Below are 23,889 nucleotides of genomic sequence, written 5' to 3'. Positions count from 1 at the left end.
CCTTGCTAACAGCGGGTGTCACGAAAAAGGGGCAGGCCACTTGCGCACCCTGCCCCGATTTTTGTCAAATAGCAGGCTTAGTTGCCAGCACTTTCCATCTTGCGATGTGCGATCACCTCTTCCAGCCAGCCGAGCTTCATTTCCGGCACAGAGGACAGCAGCAGATCGGTGTAATCGTCAAACGGCGGTGACAGCACTTCGGACTTCGTTCCGTAACGCACCACCTTGCCCTGATACATCACCGCAATACTGTCCGCGATGGCCCGCACTGTGGCCAGATCGTGGGTGATAAACAGATAGGCCACGTTTTCAATCTTTTGCAGGTTCAATAGCAGCTTCAGAATCCCGTCCGCCACCAGCGGATCAAGCGCGGAAGTCACCTCGTCACAGATGATCAGCTTGGGCTTGGCCGCCAATGCACGGGCGATACAGACCCGTTGCTTTTGCCCCCCCGACAGCTCTGCCGGATAGCGGTCGATAAAGCCGTCGCCCATCTCGATCTCTTCCAGAAGCTCTGCAATCCGCTTGCGCTTTTCCGCGCCCCGCATACCAAAATAGAACTCCAGCGGGCGTCCGATGATGGTGCCAACTGTCTGGCGCGGGTTCATCGCCGTATCCGCCATCTGATAGATCATCTGCAACTCGCGCAGGTCTTCCTTGCTGCGCTGTTCCAATGCGGGACTAAGCGTGCGACCGTTAAAGTCGATCTGCCCGTCACTGGGGGGCAACAGGCCGGTGATCACCCGTGCGAGTGTCGATTTACCCGAACCACTCTCCCCTACAACAGCCAGCGTCTGGCCTTCGTGCAGGTCCACGTTGATATTGCGCAGCACGTCGAAATTCGTGCCTCTGTACCGCGCTGTCACATGGTTCACCGTCAGCAGCGGGTCCGGCGTTGGCAGCTTTTCCTCATGGTCAATCGAACGCACCGAGACGAGCGCTTGGGTATACTCCTCTTGCGGATTATTGATGATCTGATCCACCGGACCGTATTCCACCATCTCGCCCATACGCAGCACCATGATGTCATCAGACACCTGCGCCACCACCGCTAGATCGTGGGTGATATACAGCGCCGCAACGCCGGTATCCCGGATCGCGGCCTTGATCGCCATCAACACGTCAATCTGCGTCGTAACATCCAGTGCTGTGGTCGGTTCGTCAAACACCACAAGATCCGGCTCCGGACATAGGGCAAGGGCTGTCATGCAGCGTTGCAACTGCCCGCCAGACACCTGATGGGGATAGCGGTTGCCGATGGTTTCCGGATTGGGCAGACCCAGTTTGTCAAACAGGCGTACAGCGCGTTCTTCGGCTTCCTTGCGGGAAAACTTGCCCTGAAGGATCGCCGCCTCTGTCACCTGCTCCATGATCTTTTTCGCAGGATTGAAAGAGGCCGCCGCCGATTGGCTGACATAGGTCACATCCGCCCCGCGCAAGCGCCGCAGGTCGCGGATACCCTGTTGCAGAATATCCTGACCGTTCACCCAGACCTCGCCGCCGGTGATTTTCACACCGCCACGGCCATAGGCCATAGCTGACAGGCCGATAGTGGATTTACCTGCACCGGATTCACCGATCAGACCCAGAACCTTGCCCTTCTCCAGCTCAAAAGAGACGCCATGCACGATTTCAATGTCATGGGGCTTGCCGCTCGGGGGGTAGACCGTTGCGCCGATTTTCAGGTCACGGACCTTTAACAAAACATCGCTCATCCGCGACCTCCTTTCAGGCTGGTGGTCCGGTTCAAGACCCAATCCGCCACAAGGTTCACAGAAATCGCCAGTGTCGCAATCGCCACAGCAGGCACCAGAGCCGCAGGGATACCGTAAACGATCCCTTCCTTGTTCTCCTTCACGATACCGCCCCAGTCAGCCGCCGGAGGTTGCACCCCAAGACCAAGGAACGACAGAGTCGAAACAAACAGAACCATAAAGATGAACCGCAGACCCATTTCCGCCACCAGAGGCGACAGGGCGTTGGGCAGGATTTCACGGAAGATGATCCACGAACGTCCCTCGCCGCGCAGTTTCGCAGCCTCTACATAGTCCATCACATTGATGTCCACAGCTACGGCGCGGGCCAGTCGATAAACCCGCGTGCTGTCCAGCAATCCCATAACGAGGATCAGCACAGTCACAGTCACCGGCATGACCGACAGAACCACCAAAGCGAAGATCAACGAGGGGATCGACATCAGCAAATCCACCAGACGGGACAAAAGCTGGTCCACCCAGCCCCCGATCACCGCCGCCAACAGGCCAAGCACAGAGCCGGTGGTAAAAGACAGGATCGTGGCTGCGGTTGCAATCCAGATCGTCGTCCGCCCGCCATAGATCATCCGTGTCAGCAGGTCACGGCCGATACTGTCCGTTCCCAGCCAATGGGTTGAACTCGCCGGTTCCCAAACGTCCCCGACAGCCTCGGTCATGCCATAAGGGGCAAGCCACGGCGCAAAAATTGCGATGAAAAAGTATAGACCGGTGAAAAACAGACCGATCATGGCACTGATAGGAATTCTCATTTCGGATGCCTCAGTCTTGGATTTGCCAAAATGGAAACGATGTCAGCGATCATGTTCAGACCGATATAGACAGCGGCAAAGATCAGACCGCAGGCCTGTACCACTGGCACATCCCGTTTGGCCACGTGATCCACCAGATACTGCCCCATGCCGGGATAGACAAAGACCACTTCCACAACCACAACGCCCACCACCAGATAGGCAAGGTTCAGCATGACCACATTCACAATCGGCGCAATCGCATTGGGAAACGCGTGTTTGCGGATGATGTTGAACATGGACAGGCCCTTCAGCTCTGCTGTTTCGATGTATGCAGATTGCATCACGTTCAGGATCGCCGCCCGTGTCATCCGCATCATATGGGCCAGCACCACAAGGGTCAGCACAGTCACCGGCAGGGCAATTGCGCTCAGCTTTTCGCCAAGGGACATGCTGTCATAGATGGTCGAAACCGATGTAAACCAGCCGAGCTTCACCGAGATGAAATACATCAGAACGTAACCGATCAGGAACTCGGGGATGGAAATAGAGGTCAGTGTGACTGCCGAAATGAACTTGTCCGGCCAGCGGTTCTGATACCGCACAGCCAGCAGACCCAGAAAGATCGCCAGCGGCACAGAGATCAAAGCCGCCCAAAACGCCAGAAACAAGGTGTTTTTCAAACGCGCCCCAAGGCTTTCGGCGATATCCCTGCCATTGGTCAGAGCCGTTCCGAGATCCCCCTGTAGCGCACCGAACAACCAGTCAAAGTAACGGGTCAACGGCGGTTCGTTCAAACCCAGCTCTGCGCGCAGGTTTGCAAGGGATTCAGGCGTTGCGGATTGTCCCAGAATGGATTGTGCCACGTCGCCGGGCAAAATCTGGGTACCGATGAAGATCATTGCCGACGCTGCGAGCAATAAAAGGAGGCTCAGCGCGATGCGCTGAACCAGAAGTTTCAAAATGGGGTGCATGAGCTGTTCAAACCTGCTTATGCAAACCAGGTACGAACAGGTGCAAAGCCGTTGGACAGCTCTGCGTTCGGATCAAGCACGTAACCCGCAACCTTGTCGCTGACCGCATCAACAAAATCGTTGAACATCGGGCAGATCAGGCCGCCATTGTCCCGCAGGATATTGGCCATCTGGCTGTAGATTGCCTTGCGCTTGCCTTCGTCCAGCTCTGCTTTGGCTTTGTTCAGCAGGGCATCGAACTCGGGGTTCTTGAAGCGTGTGTCATTCCAGTCCGCTGTAGACAGATAGGCTGTGGAATACATCTGGTCCTGCACCGGACGGCCACCCCAGTAGGATGCACAGAACGGCTGTTTGTTCCAGACCTCGGACCAGTAACCGTCGTTCGGCTCACGCTTGATTTCCAGCGGAATACCCGCCGCACGTGCGCTTTCCTGAAACAAGGCACCCGCGTCAACTGCACCCGGGAAGGCACCATCTGCAACCCGCAGAACAATCGGAGACCCGTCATGGCCGGATTTGGCGTAATGCTCTTTGGCTTTTTCGATGTTATGCTTGCGCTGCGGGATCGTTTCGTCAAACAGCGGATAGGCCGCGTTGATCGGCAGGTCGTTCCCGATTGTGCCATAGCCGCGCAGGATCTTGTCCACCATCTCTTCGCGGTTGATCGCATATTTCAGCGCCATACGCAGTTCGTTATTGTCAAACGGCGCTGTATCGCAGTGCATGATGAACACATAGTGGCCACGGCCCGCAACGTTCTTGATGGACACACCGGGGGCGCGGTCGATCAGCTTGGCGACTTTGGGCTCTACCTTGTTGATCAGATGCACCTGACCGGATTGCAGCGCCGCTGTCCGTGCTGTCGCATCGTTGATCACAAGGATTTCGGAACTGTCATAGTTCACCACATCCCCGCCCCAGTAGTTCGGGTTCTTTTTGAACACATGGCGCACGCCCGGTTCGTCAACTTCCACGATGTAAGGACCCGTGCCTACACCATTGCCGGGGTTTTCAAACCCGCCGTCCGGCTGGATCACAAGGTGATAATCCGCCAGCAGGTAAGGCAAATCCGCATTCGGGCTGTTCAGGGTGATGGCAAAATTGTCGCCGTCCACTTTCATGGACTCGATACCCTTCATAATCCCCAGCGCACCGGATTTGGACTCTTCGTTAGAGTGCCGCTCCATTGTGCGCATCACGTCATTGGCGTCCATTGTCTTGCCGTTGTGAAATTCAACATCCTTACGGATCTTGAAGGTCCAGACCTTTGCGTCGTCGCTGGCTTCGATGTTTTCGGCCAGACGCGGTGTCAGTTCGCCGTTCTCGGACACACCGACCAGTGTTTCACCGAAATGGCGCAGGTTGCCGAACGGCACTTGCGATGCGGTAGAGGCCGGATCAAGCGTGTTGGTGCTTTCACCACCGCCCATCCCCTGAACCAGATGGCCACCCTTGTTCGGGCCGGCCGCCTTTACGGCATCCGCCAGCAAAGAGTTCGCTGCAACAGCGGACACACCCAAGGCGCCTGCCCGTCCGAGAAAATCCCGGCGAGACACTGTTTTGCGCGCAACCCGTGCTGCAAGATGCTTGAGTTCATTGTTCATCATATTTTCTCCCTAAGTAGCAGATTCTTCATTTTTGTAACTTATGACACAGAGCGTGCGGTGGATCACCCCCCGAACGCAAGCTTTTCTTTACTTTAACCCCTTGTCACCGCTCACTTTTGCACCATAACGACCGATGCGCTCGCTACACCCGACCGTTTGAATGCGTTTCGCGACAATTTGCACGCTCTCGCGGGTTCTGACGATGCGGATTGATAAAGGATGCGATTACCTTGCGCCGCAACGCAGGCTGGGGTCCAATCAAATTCCTTTACATCCGCGGCACCATCACACGCCAGTCTTTCCGGAAAACCTCCGTTTCAACCTCCTGCGCCTCTTCAAAGGCCCGCAATTCTGCCGTCAGAAGGAAACCCGCGTCCACCGTTTCCATTTGCAAAACCGAATGGACCGAAACCCGCCAGTCGCCCCGCCCGTAACTGCGTTCCCACGCAAAACGGGCAGAGGCCGTGGACGGATCAAACCGTGCGACCGAAAAAACTTCATGCACCTTCTCACGGGTTTCAAGTCCGGTCTCGGGATTACGGACAAGCCCGTTTTCCCCGAGGATTTCATGCAGGACGCGCTGATCCTCGATCCGGATGTCCTTATGTTCCGCGCGGGGCGTCACCTGCTCCAGCGGCAGCGGCGTGGCGGATTTCGGTCCATCAAAAGCAATCGGGACACCCTCGCCCGCCAGATGGGGCAGTTCAACACAGCCCCCCGAGACACCCAGCGTCACAGCTTCTGCTTCCGGCCAGACAAATGGAAAATACGATGGCGAAAGGGCAATCCGCAAACGGTGGCCTTCGGGCAGGTGATAGGCTGCCTGATCCAGCAGCACCTGCACCTCAACGGTTTCATCCCGTGGCATATCCACCATCACAGCCGCCCCGTCCCGCTGACGCAGGTTCAAAAAGCCGTGGGCGATCAGCGCAGAGCTGCCGTCCGGGCGCAAATCGTTCAACCGCACCGCAATCTGCGCACGGGGACGATCACTTGACAGCGCCAGCTTGACCCTGGCGCGCCCGACAATATCCATTCCATGCTCCAGCGGATCACTGTCAAAACACATGGACAAAGCGTCATCCCCGCTCTGGTCATCGGGCAACTCCCCCGGCCCGAAGCCGAAGGGAAAATACTCGCCCGTGCCACGCCCGCAGGCCAGATCAGTGGCCACCGTGCGGGATACAGGCCCGTCTGCACCGGCAAGGCGGGTGCCGTTCAGATAAAACCGCGTCATCCCCGCGCCGCGCGGTTGCTCCAGCCCGACCCAACGGCCCGCGCGATGGGTAAACGACGTTTGCGGCGCAACACTATCCATCACATAACAGCGATAGGCAGGATCCGCCTCAACGCCACGGTCAATCCCTTTAAGCCAGTGATCCCACCAGCGCAGCATCTCGTCAAGAAAGTCGATCTGCGGGCCGGGCACCGCAAAATGGGGGTATTTGTGGTTCCAAGGGCCAGCGATCCCTTTTACCGGCGCTGTCAGATTGTCCACCAGATGCCCCATCGTGTTGCGATAGCCGTCATGCCAGCCGCCCACCGTCAGAACCGCCGCCTTAATGGCGCTGTAATCCTCGCAGACCGACCCGTGCGCCCAATAGTCCGAGCGCACCTGCTCTGTTACCCAGCGCTCTGCCGGAAACGGCGTATGCTCCAGACGGTTTAGCCATATATCGCGCCAGTCCTCGCCCACAAGTTCGGGATCGGGCGGAGTGGAAAACCACGACAGAACCGTCGCCGCCCAGCCGGGATTTTCCCCCAGCATGATGCCGCCTTTGTAATGGATGTCATCCGCAAACCGGTCGGTTGTGGAACACAGCGTCACCACAGCCTTCAACGGCTCCGGCGCCCGTGCTGCAATCTGCAACCCGTTGAAACCACCCCAGGAAATACCCATCATGCCAACCGCACCGGAACACCAGTCCTGCGCCGCCAGCCAGTTCACAACCTCTACCCCGTCCGAAAGCTCCTGCTCGGAATACTCATCATCAAACAGCCCGTCACTCTCACCGCAGCCCCGCGTGTCGACACGCACGCAAACATAACCCCGCGCGGCCATGTAAGGATGGGTCAGCGCATCCCGCGCCGCCGTGCCGTCCCGTTTGCGATAGGGCAGATACTCCAGAATAACCGGCACCGGCCCGCAGCCTACAGGCCGCCAGACACGCGCCGATAGGGTCATCCCGTTCGACAGAGGTATCCGCAAATTGGCCTCTTCCTCAACTCTGTAGATCGTCTCGCTAGGCACGAATGCTCCTGTTTCCATTTTCTAAAAAATATCCCGCCGGGGGTCAGGGGGATGCGGAATCCCCCTGCTCTGTCCTTTTCAATCTGTCGCAAAGGCCGTCAGCGGCCCTGCCCGACAAACCGCCCCATACCTTCGGGAACCGGCAGGGCTTCATGCGCCTTGGCAATCGCCACCAACTTTTCCTCGATATGGGGTGCAGGTGGTGCGGCCTTGCGGGTTTCAAGGGAGACATGGATCAGCATATGCTCCCCCGTCGCCAGCAAACGTCCGTCGCTTGCCCGCATAAAGTGGAACAGGTGCATCTTTTTGCCCGCACCTAACACCACTTGCGTATCCACGGTGATCTCGGCACCCGCGCTCACCTCGTCGATGTGGCGGATGTGGGTTTCTGCCGTGAAATAACTCCCGCCCGAGGCAATGTATTCCGCGTCACAACCGACAATTTCCATCATCCGGTCGGTGGCATCCCCGAACGCCTGCAAATACCGCGCTTCGTTCATGTGGCCGTTGTAATCCAGCCAGTCGAGCGGCACCGTCCGCGACACGGTCCGCACCAGCCCCGACAGGTCCGGCTCTCCCAGCGCGGCTTTCTTTTCCGCATCGTAATTCGCCAGCACAGCGCCCGCACCCCAGTTCTGCGCCTTAAGCGCCCGCATCATCGACACAAGGTTGGTGTCGCGGATACGCTCCAGCTCGCGGATGGAATACATCCCCGACTGCGCATCCGATTGATCGGCAATCTTTTTAACAAGCGTCTCATCCAGTTCCGGCGTGTCCATCAAATGGGACAGCGGCCAGTCCATCGTTGGCCCGAACTGGCCGATAAAATGCAACATTCCTGCTTCCCCACCGGCAATGCGGTAGGTTTCAAACAGCCCCATCTGCGCCCAGCGCAGGCCGAAACCGTAACGGATCGCATCATCCAGTACCTCCGTCGTGCACACCCCGTCATTGACCAGCCAAAGCCCCTCGCGCCAGACGGATTCCAACAGACGGTCCGCAATATGGCCAAGGATTTCCTTTTCGATCTTCAGCGGCTTCATCCCGATAGAGCTTAAGATCTCCATACAGGTTTCAACAGCTTCGGGCGCTGCGGTTGAACCACCAACCACTTCGACCAGCGGCAGCAGGTAGACCGGATTGAACGGGTGACACACCATGATCCGGCTTTTGTCCTGCTGCTCGCCCGACAGTTCTGTAGGGGTAAAGCTGGACGTGGACGACCCGATGATGGCCTCCTTGTCACAGGCCGCCGTGATGGCAGTGAACGTCTGGTGCTTGATGTCCATCCGCTCCGGCACGCTTTCCTGAATGTAGCGCGCCCCTGCTACGGCCTCCGCGATGGTGCTGTGAAAACTGATGGTGCCTTCCGCTGGCATGGTGTGATCCGACAGGCTTGGCAGGGCGCGACGGGCGTTGTCCATAACCTCACCAATCTTGCGTTCCGCTTCGGGATCGGGATCGAACACTTGCACATCCCACCCGTTCAGCAGGAACCGCGCGGCCCAAGCCCCGCCAATGACACCGCCACCAATAATTGCCGCTACATTCGTCATGTTTTACCTATATCGTTACTTGTTCAGCTTCGCCTGCCCTGCGGGTTTGCCCCGCAAAGCCGTATTCTTGATGACAGGTTCCCGTAGCGGCGCATCCGGCTGACAGCGCGCTTAAGGAAGCTCGATCGTTTCGCCATTGGGCATATAGCCCGGGCAAAGATTGTAGTTCAGATTGCCGGCCCGCGCGGTTTCCTCTGCGATTTCGCGGCAATATTCAAAGTCGAGCGACTGGTGGTTGCTCTGGTCCGACACAGGACCGTTACAAGCAGCGGTTAATCCCGCAAGGGCAATAAGAAGCGGCGTTTTCATGGGTAATCCTCGGATTTTGAAAGGTTTCTCTTTCCCCGCATCATACGCTGCTCCCCGCTGTCATTCCACCCGCAACCGCGCCACGTCAAAGCCGTTATGCTCTAGCGCGGACACGGCTGCTGCGATCCGGTCGCTGCCACCCGTGGCCTTGCGATCCACGATAAACGCTGCACTGCCGTCCCGCGTTGACAGGGCCGCCGTGCGAAATCCTTCATCCACCCAAAGCACGACCATCTGCCGCACAGAGCCGGAAAACCCACCGTAATTAAGCGTGAAGACAGCCGGTTGATCCGCGCTTACCTGTGCAACGCGGGGACCACCCCCGGCGGCATCCTCTTCGATCCAGCGCCCTGCGTCGAACCGGAAACCGGAAATGCGCCAGTCCCCGCCGAAATCGGCCCGCGTGACCCAATCCCCTGCAAACCGTCCCGCGTCATAACGGGAGGTCGCGGACATCATCACACGGTCATCACGGATCGCCCCGCCCTCTGGCGGGGCCCCCCGATCACAGGAGGCCAGCACCCCGAGCAGTGCCGCACAAAGTGCAAGCCGCCGCACCCGCAAGATTACGCCGGATCCCGTTTGGTCAGGCCGAGCTTCTCGCGCACGGCCTCTGGTCCCATGACCTTGGCACCCATCCGCTCGATGATGCCAACCGCGTTTTCCACAAGCATTTCATTGGTAGCAAGGTTGCCGCGCCCCAACATCAGGTTGTCTTCCAGACCGACCCGCACATTGCCGCCCGCCAGCACTGCGGCGGCGACGAAAGGCTGCTGGTGACGGCCCAGCGCAAAGGCGGACCAGTTCCAGTCATCCGGCACGTTGTTCACCATCGCCATGAATGTGTTCAGATCGTCCGGCGCGCCCCAAGGCACCCCCATGCACAGTTGCACCAGCGCAGGGCTGTCCAACACGCCTTCTTTCACCAGTTGTTTGGCAAACCACAGGTGGCCGGTGTCAAAGGCCTCGATTTCCGGCTTCACGCCGCAATCCGTCATCATCTGCCCCATCGCACGCAGCATGCCCGGCGTATTGGTCATCACGTAATCGGCTTCGGCAAAGTTCATCGTGCCGCAATCCAGCGTGCAGATTTCGGGGCGGCAGTCCAGAATATGGGCCATACGCTCGGTCGCACCGACCATATCGGTGCCTGCCTCATTGATTTGCATCGGGTTTTCCACATCGCCAAAAACGATGTCGCCGCCCATGCCAGCGGTCAGGTTCAGAACCACGTCTACATCTGCGGCGCGGATACGCTCTGTCAGTTCGCGGTAAAGATGCCCGTCACGGCGCGGCGCGCCGGTTTCGGGGTCGCGCACATGACAGTGCACCACCGCAGCGCCAGCTTTGGCCGCCGCAATCGCACTATTGGCGATCTGTTCGGGAGAACGGGGCACATGGGGACTGCGATCCTGTGTTCCGCCGCCACCCGTGACAGCACAGGTGATAAAGACGTCGGTGTTCATTTCCAAAGGCATGGCGCTCTCCAAATTCAGGACTTTTTTGCAGTCTCCCACCCCTTGCGAGGGGCCGCTTCACAATTTACGAAACAAACTTGACCAAAAGCGCAAAAATTCCGGACCTGTCCCAGATGCCAAAACAACCGATCAAGCGACCGTTTCATTGCCGTGCATTGGTGATGCCCCATAGCAATATGCTCTGCCTTGCGGCGGTGCTCGACCCGTTGCGCGCGGCCAATCGCGCGGCGGGGGCACAGGTTTATACCTGGGACATTGCTACCCCCTTTGATGCGCCGGTAGAGCTGACAACCGGCCTGACGGTGCCAGCCAATCCCGCAGCATCCCTGCCAGCACCTGATATGCTGGCACTGATTGCAGGGTTCAATATCGCCAGCCAGAGCACAGCCGAAATGCAGCGCAGGCTCTTGCCCGCGATCCACCATGCTCCGCTGGCCTGTGGCATTGACGGGGGCGGAGAAATCCTCGCCCGTTGTGGAGTGTTACATGGACATCGCGCCACAACCCATTGGGAGGACTTGGAAAAACTGGAAACAAACTTTCCGGACATTACCGTTGTGCGCGACCGTTTTGTGCAATCGGGCAAGTTCATCACCACCGGCGGCGCCAGCCCGTGCATCGACATGATGCTACATCTGATCCAGCGGCATCACGGGCGCAGTCTGGCAGAAAGCGTGATGCGCACCTTTCTTTACGATCCGGTATACGCAGGATCGGACCCCCAATCGCTGGTCTCTGTGTCGCGCTTGCAACGGCGCTCTCCGCCTGTGGCCCGCGCCCTGCATCTGATGGAGGACCACCTCGAAGACCCGATCCCCGTCAGCGAGATCGCGCGGCGCTGCGGTCTGTCGGTGCGCCGTCTGGAAATGCTGTTTCAGGCGGAAACCGGCAGCGGACCGGGGCAGACGTTTCGCGCCCTGCGGCTGGCCGAAGCCCGCCGTCTGGTGGTGGATACGCCGGACCCGCTGCAAAACATCGCCGTGCGCTGCGGGTTCAACTCTCTCCCCGCCTTTTCCCGTGCCTTCAGGGATGCTTTCGGCATGGCGCCCAGCTCCTTGCGAAAGCGATGATTGCCACGCCGCCTGATTGACAACTCCGCACAGAGTCGCCACCACAGCCCCATCACCGACGCCACCTCTGCCGTCACCGCGACGCCTGCCGCTATGGGCGGTTTGTTTTAGGAAATCCAATGACTTCACGCCCCCTGAACCTGTCTGCCAATGTTATCGGGGCGCTGTTCATGACCGCCGCAATGGGCGTATTCGCGGTTGAGGATGCATTGATCAAGGCCGCAGGCGCGATGATGCCTCTTGGACAGGTGATGATCCTGTTCGGCCTTGGTGGGGCGCTGGTCTTTGCCACGCTGACACGGATCCGCCGCGAGCCGCTGTTTACCGCTGACGTGGTCTCGCTGCCCATGCGTATTCGGGTCGGCTTTGAAATCACCGGACGGCTGTTCTACTTTCTTGCGATCACCCTGACGCCGCTGTCTGCTGCAACCGTGATCCTGCAAGCCACGCCGCTGGTGGTTGTGGCCAGTGCAGCGCTGGTGTTCGGGGAAACCGTGGGCTGGCGGCGCTGGGCGGCCATCATCATCGGGCTTGTGGGCGTGATCATCATCATTCGGCCCGGCAGTGACAGCTTTTCGGCCCTCTCCCTGCTGGCGGTAATCGGAATGCTGGGCTTTGCAGGCCGCGATCTGGCCAGCCGCGCCGCCCCTGCCAGCATCAGCACGGCACTGCTCGGGCTTTACGGGTTTCTCTCAGTCGTGGTGGCGGGCAGCCTGTTTGCACTTTGGGACGGAACGCCCTTTGTGTGGCTGGACCTGTGGGGTTGGCTGGTACTGTGCGCTGCGGTTATCGCCGGCGTTTTTGCTTACAGCTTCCTGATGAAAGCCATGCGCACCGGCGAGATTTCCGCCGTGACTCCGTTCCGCTATGCCCGCCTTTTGTTCGGTGTCGCCCTTGGCGTGATCCTGTTTGGAGAGAGCCTCAGCCCGACAATACTGCTAGGCTCCGGCCTGATTGTCTGTTCCGGCCTGTTTATCGTCTGGCGGGCAAAACAAGCGGCCTGAGCGTTCCCGCCCCAGCCGCCTGCGCTTTCATTCAATAGGGCATGGGGTTGGCCTTATGCACCGCATCAAGGTCTTGCAGAACCTCGTCTGACAGGTCCACATCCGCCGCACCAAGGGCAATATCAAGCTGCTCCATGCTGGTCGCCCCGAAGATGGCCGATCCCATAAAGGGCCGCGTGCGGCACCACGCCAGCGCCATTTGCACTGGATTCAGCCCGTGTTTCTGCGCCACCGCCAGATATTCCGCCACCGTGGGCAAAGTGCGCGGCGTCATCCGCCCGCCCAGATCGTTCACATAACTGCGGCGGGATTTTTCCGGCACCACATCGCCCTGATATTTTCCCGTCAGCAATCCCGCGGCCAGCGGCGAGAAAGACAGCAGGTCCACCTGCTCCTGATGGGCCATTTCGGCCATATCCGTATCAAACAGACGGCACATCAGGGAATATTCGTTCTGCACGGACACCACCCGCGGCAGGCCCATATCCTCGGCCATGCGCACCCAGCGCGCACAGCCCCATGCGCTCTCGTTGGATAAACCAAAGTGGCGGATTTTGCCCTGCTCTACCAGCTCTGCGATGGTCTCCAATACCTCTTGCATGTGGCGCAGGGTCTCGGCGCGGTCCTGTCCGCTCGGGTCATAGCTCCAGTTCTGGCGGAACATGTAAGACCCGCGATTGGGCCAGTGCAGCTGGTAAATGTCCACATAATCCGTTTGCAGACTGCGCAGGGAGTTTTCCAGCGCGGTGTGGATCGTCTTACGGCTGATCGGCGCCCCGTCGCGGACGTTTTTATAGCCGCTGCCCGATACTTTGGTGGCCAGCACAAAATCCCCGCGCCGCGCCTTGTTCGCCGCTATCCAGCTTCCGATGACACGCTCTGTGTCGCCTTGGGTCTCTTTGGACAGCGGGTTGGTGGGATACATCTCGGCGGTGTCGATGATGTTCACACCCCGCTCCAATGCGCGTTCAATCTGGGCGTGGCCTTCGGCTTCGCTGTTCTGGGTGCCCCATGTCATCGACCCGAGGGCCAGTTCGCTGAGTTTCAGGTCGGTCGTGCTAAGTTGGCGGTAACGCATTTCGGGCTGTCCTTTGTTCGGTTGCGCAGAAACATGGAGGGATTTTCTGTCTTGTCAACGCGGAAAGGGATTGAGAACAAATCAGGAACATAGTAATCTGCAGGCTATGAACGCTCTGACTCGCAAACCTTTGAAACCCGCCAGCACCCACCAGATCGCACAGGGCATCACCCTGCCCTATGACCGTGCCCATGAACTTTGCGGTCCGTCACGGCGCAGCCTTGCGCTGATGATCGCTAGCCGCAGTGACGCCCCTATCCTGTGGATCAAACCCGACTGGCATCCCGATGATCTGAACCCCCAAGGGGTTGTGCGGTTTCTTGATCCCGGACGTATTACCTTTGTCCGTCCCAAACGGGCCGAAGACATCCTGTGGTGTATGGAGGAAACCCTGCGGGCAGGTTGCGTTCCGCTGGTGGTCGCGGAATGTGACAGCCCTCCGGCCCTGACCCCGATCCGCCGCCTGCATCTGGCTGCCCAAAGCGGCGCGGAACTGGGCAAGATCAAAATCCTGCCGCTGCTGCTGACACCCGGCGATGGCGGCGCACAAGGCATCGAAACCCGCTGGCATATGGCCCCCCGCCACACCAAGGGCCAAAGCCGCTGGCTGCTGCAACGTCGCCGCGCCCGCATGGCGCCCCCTGCGGCTTGGGCGCTGGGCTGGGAAGAAAAGCAGGCGCAGGTCTATCCGGAAACCGCGCCGGATCTCGGGTCTGACATTGCCGCCGAATAAGCCCCTCTGAACCTGATCCCGCTTGACAGCCCCTCAAAGCCGCGCAACCGTTCTGCATGATTATTCGCCCTGCCACCGCGACCGACGCCGATGGGATTTGCGCCATCTGGAACCCGATTATCCGCGACACGCTGATCACCTTTACCACCGATGAGAAAACCCCCGAAGGCATTACCGCACTGCTGGACACCAACCGGCAGAACAACTGGCCGTTTCTGGTGGCAGAGCACGGGGCAGACCTGCTCGGATTTGCCAGTTACGGCCCGTTCCGCAGCGGTCCGGGATATGCCTATACGATGGAACATTCCATCAACCTCACCCCTGCCGCCCGTGGCAAGGGGACAGGACGCAAGCTGATGACAGCGCTTGAGGATCACGCGAAAGCCGCGCAAATCCACTCTCTCTTTGCCGGTGTCAGTGCTGCCAATCCTGCTGCAATCCGCTTTCACAGCGCCTGCGGCTTTGTAGCGGTCGCAACCCTGCCCGAGGCAGGGTATAAGTTCGGCAAATGGCTTGATCTGGTCCTGCTGCAAAAGCTGCTGTGACCGGATCAGGCAAACGCAGGAATAAGGACGGCCCATGTCAATCTGGACCCGCATCGCAGAGGCCCTTTCAGCCCTGACCAAAGGCGAAAGCCTTGCACAGGTGCTGGAAAAACTGCGCACCCCGCCCGACCGTTCGGTCGCCTTTACCATCGCTGTCATTGCGCTCGGGGCGAAGATGGCCAAAGCAGACGGTCTGGTCACAAAAGACGAGGTCGCCGCTTTCCGGCAGGTGTTCCAGATCTCCAAAACGGACGAACCCCAAGCCGCACGCGTCTTCAACCTCGCAAGGCAGGATGTGGCCGGATACGAAGCCTACGCCGGCACCATCGCCAGAATGTTCCGCAATGATCAGGACGTGCTGGAAAATCTGGTGGAGGGTCTGTTCTACATCGCTATGGCGGACGGCGAATACCACCCCGCCGAAAGCGAATTCATCCACGAGGTCGCCCGCATCTTCGGGCTAAGCGAGCGTTGTTTTGACAGCCTGCACAAACGCTTTGTCCCTGACGCCGCCCCTGACGCCTATGACGTGCTGGGTGTGACCCCCGAAACCCCGCTCGACGATATCCGCAAGGCATGGCGGGCCAAGGTGCGTGACACCCATCCCGACCGTCTGATGGCCCGCGGCCTGCCCGAAGAGGCCATAACCCTTGCCACCAAACACATGATCGCGGTGAATACGGCTTGGGAAACCCTGTCGGAACGGCACGCATCATGACGGGGCGGTCCCACTGATGCGCATTGCGACCTATAACGTCGAATGGTTCGCCAGTCTGTTTGACCAGAACAACCTTCTGATCAACGATGACAGTTGGTCCGGCCGCTATGATGTGACCAAGGCCCGACAGATCGCCGCTCTGGGCGAGGTGTTTCAACGGCTTGATGCAGACGGGATCATGGTGATCGAAGCGCCGAATACCGGCAACACCCAATCCACCACAGTTGCGCTGGAAAACTTTGCCGCCCATTTCAACCTGCGCCAGAACAAGGCGATCATCGGCTTTGCAAATGACACCCAACAGGAAATCGCCTTTCTCTATGATCCGCAAAAAATGCAGGTCGTCCACGACCCCCACGGCGAGGAAAGCAGCGCCGCAGGCTCTGACATGGCGCCCCGTTTTGACAGCGTGTTCAAAATTGATCTGGATGTGGACAGCCATCCCGACACGGTGACGTTTTCCAAACCGCCACTGGAACTGCTGGTCTCGCCAGAAGGTGCCCCGCCCCTGCGGTTGATCGGGGTCCACGCCAAATCCAAAGCCCCCCACGGCGCCAGAAACCACCAGCAGGAGGTGCGCATTTCCATTGCCAACCGGCGCAAGCAACTGGCCCAGTGCATCTGGTTGCGCCAGAGGGTGGAATACCACCTTGCCGCCGGAGACGATCTGCTGGTGCTGGGGGATTTCAACGACGGTCCGGGGCTGGACGAATACGAACGTCTGTTTGGCCAGTCCGGTGTAGAGGTGGTGCTGGGGGTGAACAAACCGTCCGACCAAACCCTGTTTGATCCCCATGCGCTGGCCAAACTGTCACCGCGCAGCCCCGCCCCCACCACAGCGCGGTTTTTCAACCACGTCACAAAAACCTATCTGAACGCCTTGCTGGATTATATCATGGTTTCACCGGATCTGCGCCGCAGGACGGCCCCCCGCTGGAAAATATGGCACCCGTTCGACACCCCCGAGTGTTTCCGCGACCGCGCGTTTTGTGATGCCCTGCTGACCGCCTCGGATCACTTTCCGGTGACGGTCGATCTGGATATTGCAGCCAAGGGCTGAACTTTCCGTTAAACTGTACTATATTGGGGGTATGAAACGTTTTGCCCCGCTTATTCTTGCCATCGCATTGGCCACACCTGTCATCGCACAGGAGGAAGAAGACTCGTCCGAACTGTTCAAACGGTTTGAGCAACTTTCCGATGATGCGCAGTCCATGCTGAAAGGCTGGGTAGAAGATCTCGGCCCGAAACTCGACGAACTTGGCCCCGCAATGGAAGACCTTGCAGATCGGCTGGGCGAGATGAGCACCTATCACGCGCCCGAGGTGCTGGAAAACGGCGACATCCTGATCCGCCGCAAAACCCCGCTCCCCCCGAAGGAGGTGCCTGTCGAGCCTCGCGAAATACCTTTGCCCAACCCGCAAAACTCCATAGAACTGTAACCACGGTTCAAATCGGGGGCAGTCATGGCCGAGGCGGAAATCTGGGATGAAGACCTGTGCAAAGCCTGCGGCGCCTGTTGTGACGGCAGCCTGTTTGTTCAGGCAAAACTGGCTGAAGGCGAGGAAATCCTGCCCGACATGGCCGAAGGCTTTGCCCGCAACGAACGGGGTTTCAGCCTGCCCTGCCCCTATTTCTGCGAGACCTGCACCGTCTATGACATCCGCCCGAAAATCTGCCGCACCTACGGCTGTGACCTGCTGGCAGCGGTGAAGGACGGCACAACCCCATACGCCGAAGCCCTGCAAGCCGTGGCGCGATTACGCGCAGCCCGCGCCGCCCTTGCCGTTCATCTGCCTTTGGCCGCCAGCAGCGTACCAGAGGCCGAACAGCAATTCGCCGCAGGGTATCGCACCTATCCCGATCTGGCGGCGTTTCAGGCGGATAACGCGCAAACCATCGCTGCAATCAAGGAAATGCAGGACGCCACACGTCCCTTCACCCACGGCAAAGACACCGCAATTTCCATGTAGGTGGTCACGGCTTTATCATCGCCCCTTTCACTTCGCCCCGTGACACCCTAAGTCTTTTGCAACGAAATCTTTACCGGAGCCTATTATATGTTCAGACCCACTGCCCCCGACCTGCCCAAAGACCACCGCGACGCTGCTGGCGGCGCTACACTCGGGGATTTGCCGGAATGGGATCTGACCCATCTTTACCCCAGCGAGGATAGCCCCGAACTGGCCAAAGATCTGGAGTTTCTGACACAGGAATGTGCAGCCTTTGCTGCCGATTACGAAGGCAAGCTCGCGGGGCTAAGTGCCGCTGAAATGCTGGAGTGCATCCAGCGCTACGAAAAAATTCAGTCCGTTTCAGGCCGGATCATGTCCTTTGCAGGGCTGCGCTATTATCAGGTCACAACCGATCCGGACCGCGCCAAATTTATCTCGGACATGCAGGGCAAGATCACTGATTTGTCCACCCCGCTGGTGTTCTTCTCGCTGGAAATGAATCGCATCCCTGATGAGGTTCTGGACGGCATGTTATCTGAAAACGCCGACCTGGCCCGTTACAAGCCGGTTCTGGACCGGATGCGGGCGATGAAACCCTATCAACTGTCTGACGAGCTGGAAAAATTCCTTCACGACCAGTCTGTTGTCGGTGCAACGGCTTGGAACCGTCTGTTTGACGAGACCTGCGCCGCGCTGGAATTTGATGTGGACGGTGAGAAGCTGAACCTCGAAGCCACCGCAAATCTCCTGTCGGACAGTGACCGCGCCACCCGTCAAAAAGCGGCGGAGGCTTTTGCAAAGACGCTGGGCGAGAATATCACCCTGTTTGCACGGATCACCAACACGCTCGCCAAGGAAAAAGAGGTAGAGGACCGCTGGCGCAATCTGCCAACCCCGCAAGCCTCGCGCCATCTGGCCAATGACGTGGAACCCGAAGTGGTTCAGGCCCTGCGCGATGCGGTCGTAGCCGCCTATCCGAAACTCTCGCACCGTTACTATGCGCTCAAGGCGAAATGGATGGGGCTGGAAAAGCTGGAAATGTGGGACCGCAACGCGCCCCTGCCCGGCTCGGACGAGGCCACGATCCACTGGGACGAAGCCCGCAAAACCGTCACCGAAGCCTACAGCGCCTTTTCCCCGAAAATGGCAGAACTGGCCGAACCGTTCTTTACACAGGGCTGGATCGACGCGGCCGTGAAACCCGGCAAGGCACCGGGCGCATTTGCCCATCCCACCGTGACGGACGCCCATCCTTACGTGATGCTGAATTACCTTGGCAAGCAACGCGATGTGATGACGCTGGCCCATGAGCTCGGCCATGGGGTGCATCAGGTTCTCGCCGCAGATCAGGGGGAAATGCTGTCCTCCACCCCGCTGACGCTGGCCGAAACCGCTTCTGTTTTCGGCGAAATGCTCACCTTCCGCAAACTGCTGGACGCGGCCCCCGATCAGGCCGCACGCAAACGTCTGCTTGCTGGCAAGGTGGAGGATATGATCAACACCGTGGTGCGCCAGATCGCGTTTTATGATTTTGAATGCAAACTCCACGCCGCCCGTGCCGAAGGCGAACTGACACCGGACCAAATCAACGAAATCTGGATGTCTGTTCAGGGCGAAAGCCTTGGTCCCGTGTTTAACTTCATGGACGGCTATGAGACCTTCTGGTCCTATATCCCCCATTTCATCCACTCCCCCTTCTATGTCTATGCCTATGCCTTTGGCGACGGTCTGGTGAACGCGCTTTATGCGGTCTACGAGGAAGGCGAGCCCGGCTTTGAGGATAAATACTTTGAGATGCTGCGCGCCGGTGGGTCCAAACACCACAAAGAGCTTCTGGCCCCCTTCGGGCTGGATGCCAGCGACCCGAAATTCTGGGACAAGGGTCTGTCGCTGATCAGTTCCATGATCGACGAACTGGAAGCGATGGAGGACTAAGTCCGCCCAAATTCCTCCCGAACAGATTGAATCCGGCGCCCGTTCCCGACAGGCGCCGGATTTTTTGCATTTCGCACAGGGCGGTGCGACCTAGTTCCCCGCAAAAAAGAGAATCAAAATGTTTCTACCATAGGTTTTGCAAATTCCGTCTCTCCGCGACCCGCCATATTCGCGCCGCAATCCCGGAACACGCCCCGAATTTCCGTTGCATTTCTGCCAAACCTTCGCCCCAAACCTGCCTGCAATCCTCCGACTGAGACCAAAAAGCCGCGTCAGGAGCGGCAAATGAGGCCATTTGGAGGCATCTCAATTTCACCACAAATTGCTTGTTAATCTCTTCTCAATTCGGTCGATGTGAATCAGTGATCAGGGCCGAAGGAAACACTTTTTGTGGAAACTAGGACGAGGAACACACAAATGACTATTTCAGGAACAGGCGGCGCAGACACCCTTGCTGGAACAAGCGGCGACGACATTATTGAAGGCCTGGGTGGCGCGGATAGCATTGAAGGTTTGGATGGTAACGATTCCATCTACGGCGGAGACGGCGCAGACGTGATCGACGCCGGCCTTGGTGCCGATTACATCGAAGGCGGCGCAGGCGCGGACGAGATTTCCGGCGACAATGGTGCTGACGAAGCTTACGGCGGCGGCGGTGACGACTTTATTGAGGGCGGTTCGGGCGCTGATGCGCTTTACGGCGGTGCCAATGCGGATATTCTTTACGGCGAAGACGGCAATGATTTGCTGGACGGTGGTGCCGGCGACGATAGCCTCTATGGCGGTCTGGACGACGATACGTTTTCAGGCAGCGCAGGGGACGATCATTACGAAGGCGGCGATGGAGACGACACATTCTTCTTTGGCACCGGTGTAGATTTCCATGATGGCGGCGATGGCTATGACACCATGTCATACGCAAATGCGACAGCCAGCGTGACGCTCAGCATGTTCTCCTCGTCCGGTTCTTCATCCGGCGTTGGCAAGGGCGACACATTCGCCAGTATTGAGGCCGTGATCGGCACCGAATTCGGTGACAACATCCGGGGATCTCAGGGTGCCGAGACTATCTACGGTGAAGATGGCAACGATGACATCGCTGGCATTGGTGGTGACGACGTTATCTACGGCGGCGGCGGCAGAGACGTTCTGAACGGCGACTTGGGTGATGACGTTCTTTATGGTGGCGCCGGCCGCGATAGGTTCCAGGATGACTGGGGTGACGATTTCTACTACGGTGGCGGTGGCAACGACAAAATCCAATTGCGCCGCGGGTCCGATACGGCTGATGGTGGCAACGGCAAGGATAAGTTCGACATCCTTGCAGGGACGCACAATTTAACCGGCGGGAACGGCAAGGATAAATTCAACTTCCACACCGATACGTTCGACATCACGATCACGGATTTCGAACATCGCACAGACAAGCTGAAGTTCTACAAAGTGTTTGAGGACTTCGCTGAAGCTAAAGACGCAATGACAGAAATCGGCAGCGACGTTCAAATCGAACTGGATGCCGCATTGGTCCTGATCGAAAACACCACGATCGACGATTTCGGTGCAAAAGACTTCAAATTCTTCGGCTAAGGCCAAGAAACTGTCGGGCGGTGCAAACCGCCCGGCACACTCATTTAAGATTTACGAGACAGCTAAACAAAGCTCCGCCCTGCCCTGAGCAGGGTTTTTTCTTGCCTGCCGGAAACACACTGTGGCGCTAATTCGCCTCCGCCATCATGCCTTTTTCTGCCGCCAGATCGCGCATTTTCTCCTGCAATTTTTCAAAAGCACGGACCTCAATCTGGCGGATACGTTCGCGGCTGACGCCGTATTCCACACTCAGATCTTCCAGCGTGGTCGGATTGTCCTGCAACTTGCGCTGCATCAGAATGTCTTTCTCACGGTCGTTCAGCACATCCATTGCTTCAACCATCAGCGCACGACGGGCCTTCAGTTCGTCGCTTTCCGCATAGCTGTCTGCCTGATCCGCAGTCTCATCCTGCAACCAGTCCTGCCATTCGGCCGCGCTGTCGCCTTCTTCCCCGCCAACCCGCGCGTTAAGCGAGGCATCGCCCCCCGACATGCGCCGGTTCATAGAGATCACTTCATCCTCGGTCACATTCAGGTCATTTGCGATCCGCTTGACGTTCTCAGGCCGCAAATCGCCCTCTTCCAGAGCACCAATCCGGTTCTTGGCCTTGCGCAGGTTGAAAAACAGCTTCTTTTGCGCGCTCGTCGTGCCCATCTTCACCAAGGACCAACTGCGCAGGATGTATTCCTGAATACTGGCGCGGATCCACCACATGGCATAGGTGGCCAAGCGAAAACCCTTGTCCGGCTCGAACCGTTTCACCGCCTGCATCAAACCCACATTCGCCTCGGAAATCACCTCTGCCGTGGGCAGCCCGTAACCCCGATAGCCCATCGCGATCTTCGCAGCGAGCCGCAGGTGGCTTGTCACCAGTTTATGGGCTGCCTCTGTGTCCTCATGGTCGATCCAGGCTTTGCCCAGCATGTATTCCTCATCCGGTTCCAACATCGGGAACTTGCGGATTTCCTGCATGTAACGGCTTAGACCCTGTTCGGGACTTGGTGCTGGAAGATTGGAATAACTCATGAATTCGGCTCCTTTTTTGGCCCAGACGGTAAAGGCCACAAATAAGCTAGGCACCGCCGGGACCGTTTTCAAGACAATGATCCGACAAACCTGACTGCATTAGTAGGATATTCGCGCCTCTTCAAGTAAAAGTGAAGAAGACGGGGCAGTCCAACCCGTTCAGCCGAGCTGGCGCAGCGCCTGATCTAGGGCTTGCAGGTCCGCAGGCAGCTCTGCTTCAAACTCAACGTAGCTCTCTGTCACCGGATGGACAAACCCCAGTTTTGCCGCATGGAGCGCCTGACGCGGAAACCCGCTGATCAAAGCTGCATCCTCGGAACCGAGCCCCGCCGTCTTCACCTTACGCCTTGTGCCATAAACCGGATCACCGATCAGCCCGTGACCGATATGGGATAGATGCACGCGGATCTGGTGGGTCCGGCCGGTTTCCAGCCAGCATTCGACCCGCGCCGCACGATCTGCGAAACTCTCGATCACAGAGGCACGGGTGATCGCATGCCGCCCCGAATTGGCAGCAACAGCCATCCGCTTGCGGTCGGTTTTGTGCCGCTCGATGTTGGTGGCCACCCGCAAAACGCCGCCCTGCTCGAAACTGACACCCGGCAACCCGCGCAACCGCGGGTCCGCCGCCGAGGGCACACCGATGCAAAAAGCCGTGTAGCGCCGGTTGATCGAATGGTCGGCAAATTGCGCCGCCAGCCCCTGATGGGCCACATCGCTCTTTGCGACCACCAGAATACCGCTGGTGTCTTTGTCGATCCGGTGCACGATACCGGGCCGCTTGGCCCCGCCGATCCCTGACAGGCTCTCCGCACAATGGTGCAGCAGCGCGTTCACCAGCGTGCCGTCTTCGGACCCCGGCGCCGGATGCACCACCATACCCGCAGGTTTGTTGACCACGATCAGATGATCATCCTCATAAACCACATCAATCGGAATATCCTGCGCCACGGTTTCCAGCGTCTCTGCCGCCGGAATCACAATCTGCCATTCCTCCTGCGGCTGACCTTGCGTCTTGAGCACCGTCACCGGCATACCGTCTGCCACACGGGACACAGCCCCCGCTTCGATCAATTTACTGATCCGCGAGCGGCTAAGGCTCTCTCCCTCTGGAACAACGCCAGCCAGTGCCTTATCAAGACGGGCAGGCGGCGTGTCGCCAAGGATCAGAACAAGGGTTTGCAACGTGTCAGACATGGATCAAAACGATTCCCAAATAGAGGAACCTGCAAATCTGCGGTTCCTGCGAAGACTGGTTACGATCCTGACCGCAACCATGATCCTCGGGCTTCTAGCCATCTTCGCGGTGCTTGTCATGCGTTTCTCGACAGACAGCCGCCCCGCCCTGCCCGACAGCATCGCCCTGCCCGACGGCACAAAAGCCACCGCCTTCACCCAAGCGGGCGACTGGTACGCGATTGTTACAGCGCAGGACACAATTCTGATCTATGATCGCACAACCGGAGACTTGCGCCAGACCGTTCGGATCGAATCCCGACCATGAGCCTCTTTTTGGTGCAAATATCCAAATTCCGCGCCTTGCCGCGCCCCCCTAACGA

At 58.5% G+C, this 23,889-nt stretch carries 23 protein-coding genes; 11 read left to right on the top strand and 12 right to left on the bottom strand.

Annotated elements, in window-relative coordinates; translation table 11 throughout:
- Window positions 1-77: 77 nt before the first annotated feature.
- The 9 genes from BFV97_RS06725 to bcoG form a co-directional block, all read right to left on the bottom strand.
- Complete coding sequence (locus BFV97_RS06725; protein WP_069299589.1) at window positions 78-1,715, bottom strand: ABC transporter ATP-binding protein; 1,638 nt, start codon at window positions 1,713-1,715, stop codon at window positions 78-80.
- Entirely contained in the window at window positions 1,712-2,524 is an 813-nt protein-coding gene (locus BFV97_RS06720) for an ABC transporter permease (protein WP_069299588.1), read from the bottom strand. The genes BFV97_RS06725 and BFV97_RS06720 overlap by 4 nt, the downstream gene beginning before the upstream one ends.
- A complete protein-coding gene (locus BFV97_RS06715) occupies window positions 2,521-3,477 on the bottom strand; it encodes an ABC transporter permease (RefSeq protein WP_069299587.1) in 957 nt (318 codons plus the stop codon). The genes BFV97_RS06720 and BFV97_RS06715 overlap by 4 nt, the downstream gene beginning before the upstream one ends.
- 17 nt (window positions 3,478-3,494) lie before the next feature.
- Window positions 3,495-5,081 carry an ABC transporter substrate-binding protein gene (locus tag BFV97_RS06710; protein ID WP_069299901.1) on the bottom strand — a complete coding sequence of 529 codons (1,587 nt, stop codon included), beginning with the start codon at window positions 5,079-5,081 and terminating at the stop codon, window positions 3,495-3,497.
- A 271-nt stretch (window positions 5,082-5,352) separates the two neighbouring features.
- The gene (locus BFV97_RS06705) at window positions 5,353-7,335 is read right to left on the bottom strand and encodes a CocE/NonD family hydrolase (RefSeq protein ID WP_216635951.1); all 1,983 of its coding nucleotides are present in this window, start codon (window positions 7,333-7,335) and stop codon (window positions 5,353-5,355) included.
- 98 nt (window positions 7,336-7,433) lie between these two features.
- Complete coding sequence (locus BFV97_RS06700) at window positions 7,434-8,891, bottom strand: carnitine 3-dehydrogenase (protein WP_069299585.1); 1,458 nt, start codon at window positions 8,889-8,891, stop codon at window positions 7,434-7,436.
- Window positions 8,892-9,002: 111 nt separating this feature from the next.
- On the bottom strand, window positions 9,003-9,200 hold the full coding sequence (locus BFV97_RS06695) for a hypothetical protein (protein WP_069299584.1): 198 nt from the start codon (window positions 9,198-9,200) through the stop codon (window positions 9,003-9,005).
- A gap of 60 nt (window positions 9,201-9,260) precedes the next feature.
- The gene (locus BFV97_RS06690) at window positions 9,261-9,758 is read right to left on the bottom strand and encodes a hypothetical protein (protein ID WP_157888278.1); all 498 of its coding nucleotides are present in this window, start codon (window positions 9,756-9,758) and stop codon (window positions 9,261-9,263) included.
- Between the two features lie 8 nt (window positions 9,759-9,766).
- Entirely contained in the window at window positions 9,767-10,678 is a 912-nt protein-coding gene (bcoG, locus tag BFV97_RS06685) for a 3-dehydrocarnitine:acetyl-CoA trimethylamine transferase BcoG (RefSeq protein WP_069299582.1), read from the bottom strand.
- Between the two features lie 77 nt (window positions 10,679-10,755).
- Between bcoG and BFV97_RS06680 the strand changes: the two genes are divergently transcribed.
- Both BFV97_RS06680 and BFV97_RS06675 read left to right on the top strand, forming a co-directional pair.
- Window positions 10,756-11,748: a GlxA family transcriptional regulator gene (locus BFV97_RS06680; RefSeq protein ID WP_083225545.1), complete on the top strand. Its 993-nt coding sequence runs from the start codon at window positions 10,756-10,758 to the stop codon at window positions 11,746-11,748.
- Window positions 11,749-11,867: 119 nt separating this feature from the next.
- Window positions 11,868-12,752 carry a DMT family transporter gene (locus BFV97_RS06675; protein ID WP_069299581.1) on the top strand — a complete coding sequence of 295 codons (885 nt, stop codon included), beginning with the start codon at window positions 11,868-11,870 and terminating at the stop codon, window positions 12,750-12,752.
- Window positions 12,753-12,783: 31 nt separating this feature from the next.
- Here BFV97_RS06675 and BFV97_RS06670 read toward each other — a convergent pair whose 3' ends face one another.
- Window positions 12,784-13,830, bottom strand: coding sequence for an aldo/keto reductase (locus BFV97_RS06670; RefSeq protein WP_069299580.1), 1,047 nt, complete (start codon window positions 13,828-13,830; stop codon window positions 12,784-12,786).
- Window positions 13,831-13,936: 106 nt separating this feature from the next.
- Here BFV97_RS06670 and BFV97_RS06665 point away from each other — a divergent pair, with 106 nt between their 5' ends.
- The 8 genes from BFV97_RS06665 to BFV97_RS06630 all read left to right on the top strand — a co-directional run bounded on the left by BFV97_RS06665 (window position 13,937) and on the right by BFV97_RS06630 (window position 21,303).
- Window positions 13,937-14,563, top strand: a complete 627-nt coding sequence (locus BFV97_RS06665; RefSeq protein ID WP_069299579.1) for an ImuA family protein — start codon at window positions 13,937-13,939, stop codon at window positions 14,561-14,563.
- A gap of 56 nt (window positions 14,564-14,619) precedes the next feature.
- Complete coding sequence (locus tag BFV97_RS06660) at window positions 14,620-15,108, top strand: GNAT family N-acetyltransferase (protein ID WP_108721648.1); 489 nt, start codon at window positions 14,620-14,622, stop codon at window positions 15,106-15,108.
- Between the two features lie 34 nt (window positions 15,109-15,142).
- A complete protein-coding gene (locus BFV97_RS06655) occupies window positions 15,143-15,826 on the top strand; it encodes a molecular chaperone DjiA (protein ID WP_069299578.1) in 684 nt (227 codons plus the stop codon).
- Between the two features lie 16 nt (window positions 15,827-15,842).
- The gene (locus BFV97_RS06650) at window positions 15,843-16,886 is read left to right on the top strand and encodes an endonuclease/exonuclease/phosphatase family protein (protein WP_069299577.1); all 1,044 of its coding nucleotides are present in this window, start codon (window positions 15,843-15,845) and stop codon (window positions 16,884-16,886) included.
- A 31-nt stretch (window positions 16,887-16,917) separates the two neighbouring features.
- Complete coding sequence (locus BFV97_RS06645; RefSeq protein WP_069299576.1) at window positions 16,918-17,268, top strand: hypothetical protein; 351 nt, start codon at window positions 16,918-16,920, stop codon at window positions 17,266-17,268.
- 24 nt (window positions 17,269-17,292) lie between these two features.
- On the top strand, window positions 17,293-17,799 hold the full coding sequence (locus BFV97_RS06640; RefSeq protein WP_069299575.1) for a YkgJ family cysteine cluster protein: 507 nt from the start codon (window positions 17,293-17,295) through the stop codon (window positions 17,797-17,799).
- 87 nt (window positions 17,800-17,886) lie between these two features.
- Window positions 17,887-19,716 carry a M3 family oligoendopeptidase gene (locus BFV97_RS06635; RefSeq protein ID WP_069299574.1) on the top strand — a complete coding sequence of 610 codons (1,830 nt, stop codon included), beginning with the start codon at window positions 17,887-17,889 and terminating at the stop codon, window positions 19,714-19,716.
- 417 nt (window positions 19,717-20,133) lie between these two features.
- The gene (locus BFV97_RS06630) at window positions 20,134-21,303 is read left to right on the top strand and encodes a calcium-binding protein (protein ID WP_069299573.1); all 1,170 of its coding nucleotides are present in this window, start codon (window positions 20,134-20,136) and stop codon (window positions 21,301-21,303) included.
- Between the two features lie 127 nt (window positions 21,304-21,430).
- Here the strand turns inward: BFV97_RS06630 and rpoH are convergent, their stop codons facing one another.
- Together rpoH and BFV97_RS06620 are read right to left on the bottom strand one after the other, a co-directional pair.
- On the bottom strand, window positions 21,431-22,330 hold the full coding sequence (rpoH, locus tag BFV97_RS06625) for an RNA polymerase sigma factor RpoH (RefSeq protein ID WP_069299572.1): 900 nt from the start codon (window positions 22,328-22,330) through the stop codon (window positions 21,431-21,433).
- A 159-nt stretch (window positions 22,331-22,489) separates the two neighbouring features.
- Complete coding sequence (locus BFV97_RS06620) at window positions 22,490-23,527, bottom strand: RluA family pseudouridine synthase (RefSeq protein ID WP_069299571.1); 1,038 nt, start codon at window positions 23,525-23,527, stop codon at window positions 22,490-22,492.
- On the opposite strand from BFV97_RS06620, the gene BFV97_RS06615 reads away from it, so the two are divergent.
- Window positions 23,526-23,834, top strand: a complete 309-nt coding sequence (locus tag BFV97_RS06615; RefSeq protein ID WP_069299570.1) for a DUF6476 family protein — start codon at window positions 23,526-23,528, stop codon at window positions 23,832-23,834. The genes BFV97_RS06620 and BFV97_RS06615 overlap by 2 nt on opposite strands.
- Window positions 23,835-23,889: the final 55 nt, after the last annotated feature.

It is taken from the genome of Neptunicoccus sediminis, from assembly GCF_001719615.1.
Classification (GTDB): Bacteria; Pseudomonadota; Alphaproteobacteria; order Rhodobacterales; family Rhodobacteraceae; genus Amylibacter; species Amylibacter sediminis.
The sequence above is the reverse complement of the archived record's forward strand: the minus strand, read 5'-3'. Positions and strand labels throughout refer to the sequence as shown.

Bases quoted from the DNA above. Each gene is read 5' to 3' on its own strand.
- BFV97_RS06725 (WP_069299589.1), bottom strand. From the start codon at position 1,715: ATGAGCGATGTTTTGTTAAAGGTCCGTGACCTGAAAATCGGCGCAACG.
- BFV97_RS06720 (WP_069299588.1), bottom strand. From the start codon at position 2,524: ATGAGAATTCCTATCAGTGCCATGATCGGTCTGTTTTTCACCGGTCTA.
- BFV97_RS06715 (WP_069299587.1), bottom strand. From the start codon at position 3,477: ATGCACCCCATTTTGAAACTTCTGGTTCAGCGCATCGCGCTGAGCCTC.
- BFV97_RS06710 (WP_069299901.1), bottom strand. From the start codon at position 5,081: ATGAACAATGAACTCAAGCATCTTGCAGCACGGGTTGCGCGCAAAACA.
- BFV97_RS06700 (WP_069299585.1), bottom strand. From the start codon at position 8,891: ATGACGAATGTAGCGGCAATTATTGGTGGCGGTGTCATTGGCGGGGCT.
- BFV97_RS06695 (WP_069299584.1), bottom strand. From the start codon at position 9,200: ATGAAAACGCCGCTTCTTATTGCCCTTGCGGGATTAACCGCTGCTTGT.
- bcoG (WP_069299582.1), bottom strand. From the start codon at position 10,678: ATGCCTTTGGAAATGAACACCGACGTCTTTATCACCTGTGCTGTCACG.
- BFV97_RS06675 (WP_069299581.1), top strand. From the start codon at position 11,868: ATGACTTCACGCCCCCTGAACCTGTCTGCCAATGTTATCGGGGCGCTG.
- BFV97_RS06670 (WP_069299580.1), bottom strand. From the start codon at position 13,830: ATGCGTTACCGCCAACTTAGCACGACCGACCTGAAACTCAGCGAACTG.
- BFV97_RS06665 (WP_069299579.1), top strand. From the start codon at position 13,937: ATGAACGCTCTGACTCGCAAACCTTTGAAACCCGCCAGCACCCACCAG.
- BFV97_RS06660 (WP_108721648.1), top strand. From the start codon at position 14,620: ATGATTATTCGCCCTGCCACCGCGACCGACGCCGATGGGATTTGCGCC.
- BFV97_RS06655 (WP_069299578.1), top strand. From the start codon at position 15,143: ATGTCAATCTGGACCCGCATCGCAGAGGCCCTTTCAGCCCTGACCAAA.
- BFV97_RS06650 (WP_069299577.1), top strand. From the start codon at position 15,843: ATGCGCATTGCGACCTATAACGTCGAATGGTTCGCCAGTCTGTTTGAC.
- BFV97_RS06645 (WP_069299576.1), top strand. From the start codon at position 16,918: ATGAAACGTTTTGCCCCGCTTATTCTTGCCATCGCATTGGCCACACCT.
- BFV97_RS06640 (WP_069299575.1), top strand. From the start codon at position 17,293: ATGGCCGAGGCGGAAATCTGGGATGAAGACCTGTGCAAAGCCTGCGGC.
- BFV97_RS06635 (WP_069299574.1), top strand. From the start codon at position 17,887: ATGTTCAGACCCACTGCCCCCGACCTGCCCAAAGACCACCGCGACGCT.
- BFV97_RS06630 (WP_069299573.1), top strand. From the start codon at position 20,134: ATGACTATTTCAGGAACAGGCGGCGCAGACACCCTTGCTGGAACAAGC.
- rpoH (WP_069299572.1), bottom strand. From the start codon at position 22,330: ATGAGTTATTCCAATCTTCCAGCACCAAGTCCCGAACAGGGTCTAAGC.
- BFV97_RS06615 (WP_069299570.1), top strand. From the start codon at position 23,526: ATGGATCAAAACGATTCCCAAATAGAGGAACCTGCAAATCTGCGGTTC.
- BFV97_RS06620 (WP_069299571.1), bottom strand. From the start codon at position 23,527: ATGTCTGACACGTTGCAAACCCTTGTTCTGATCCTTGGCGACACGCCG.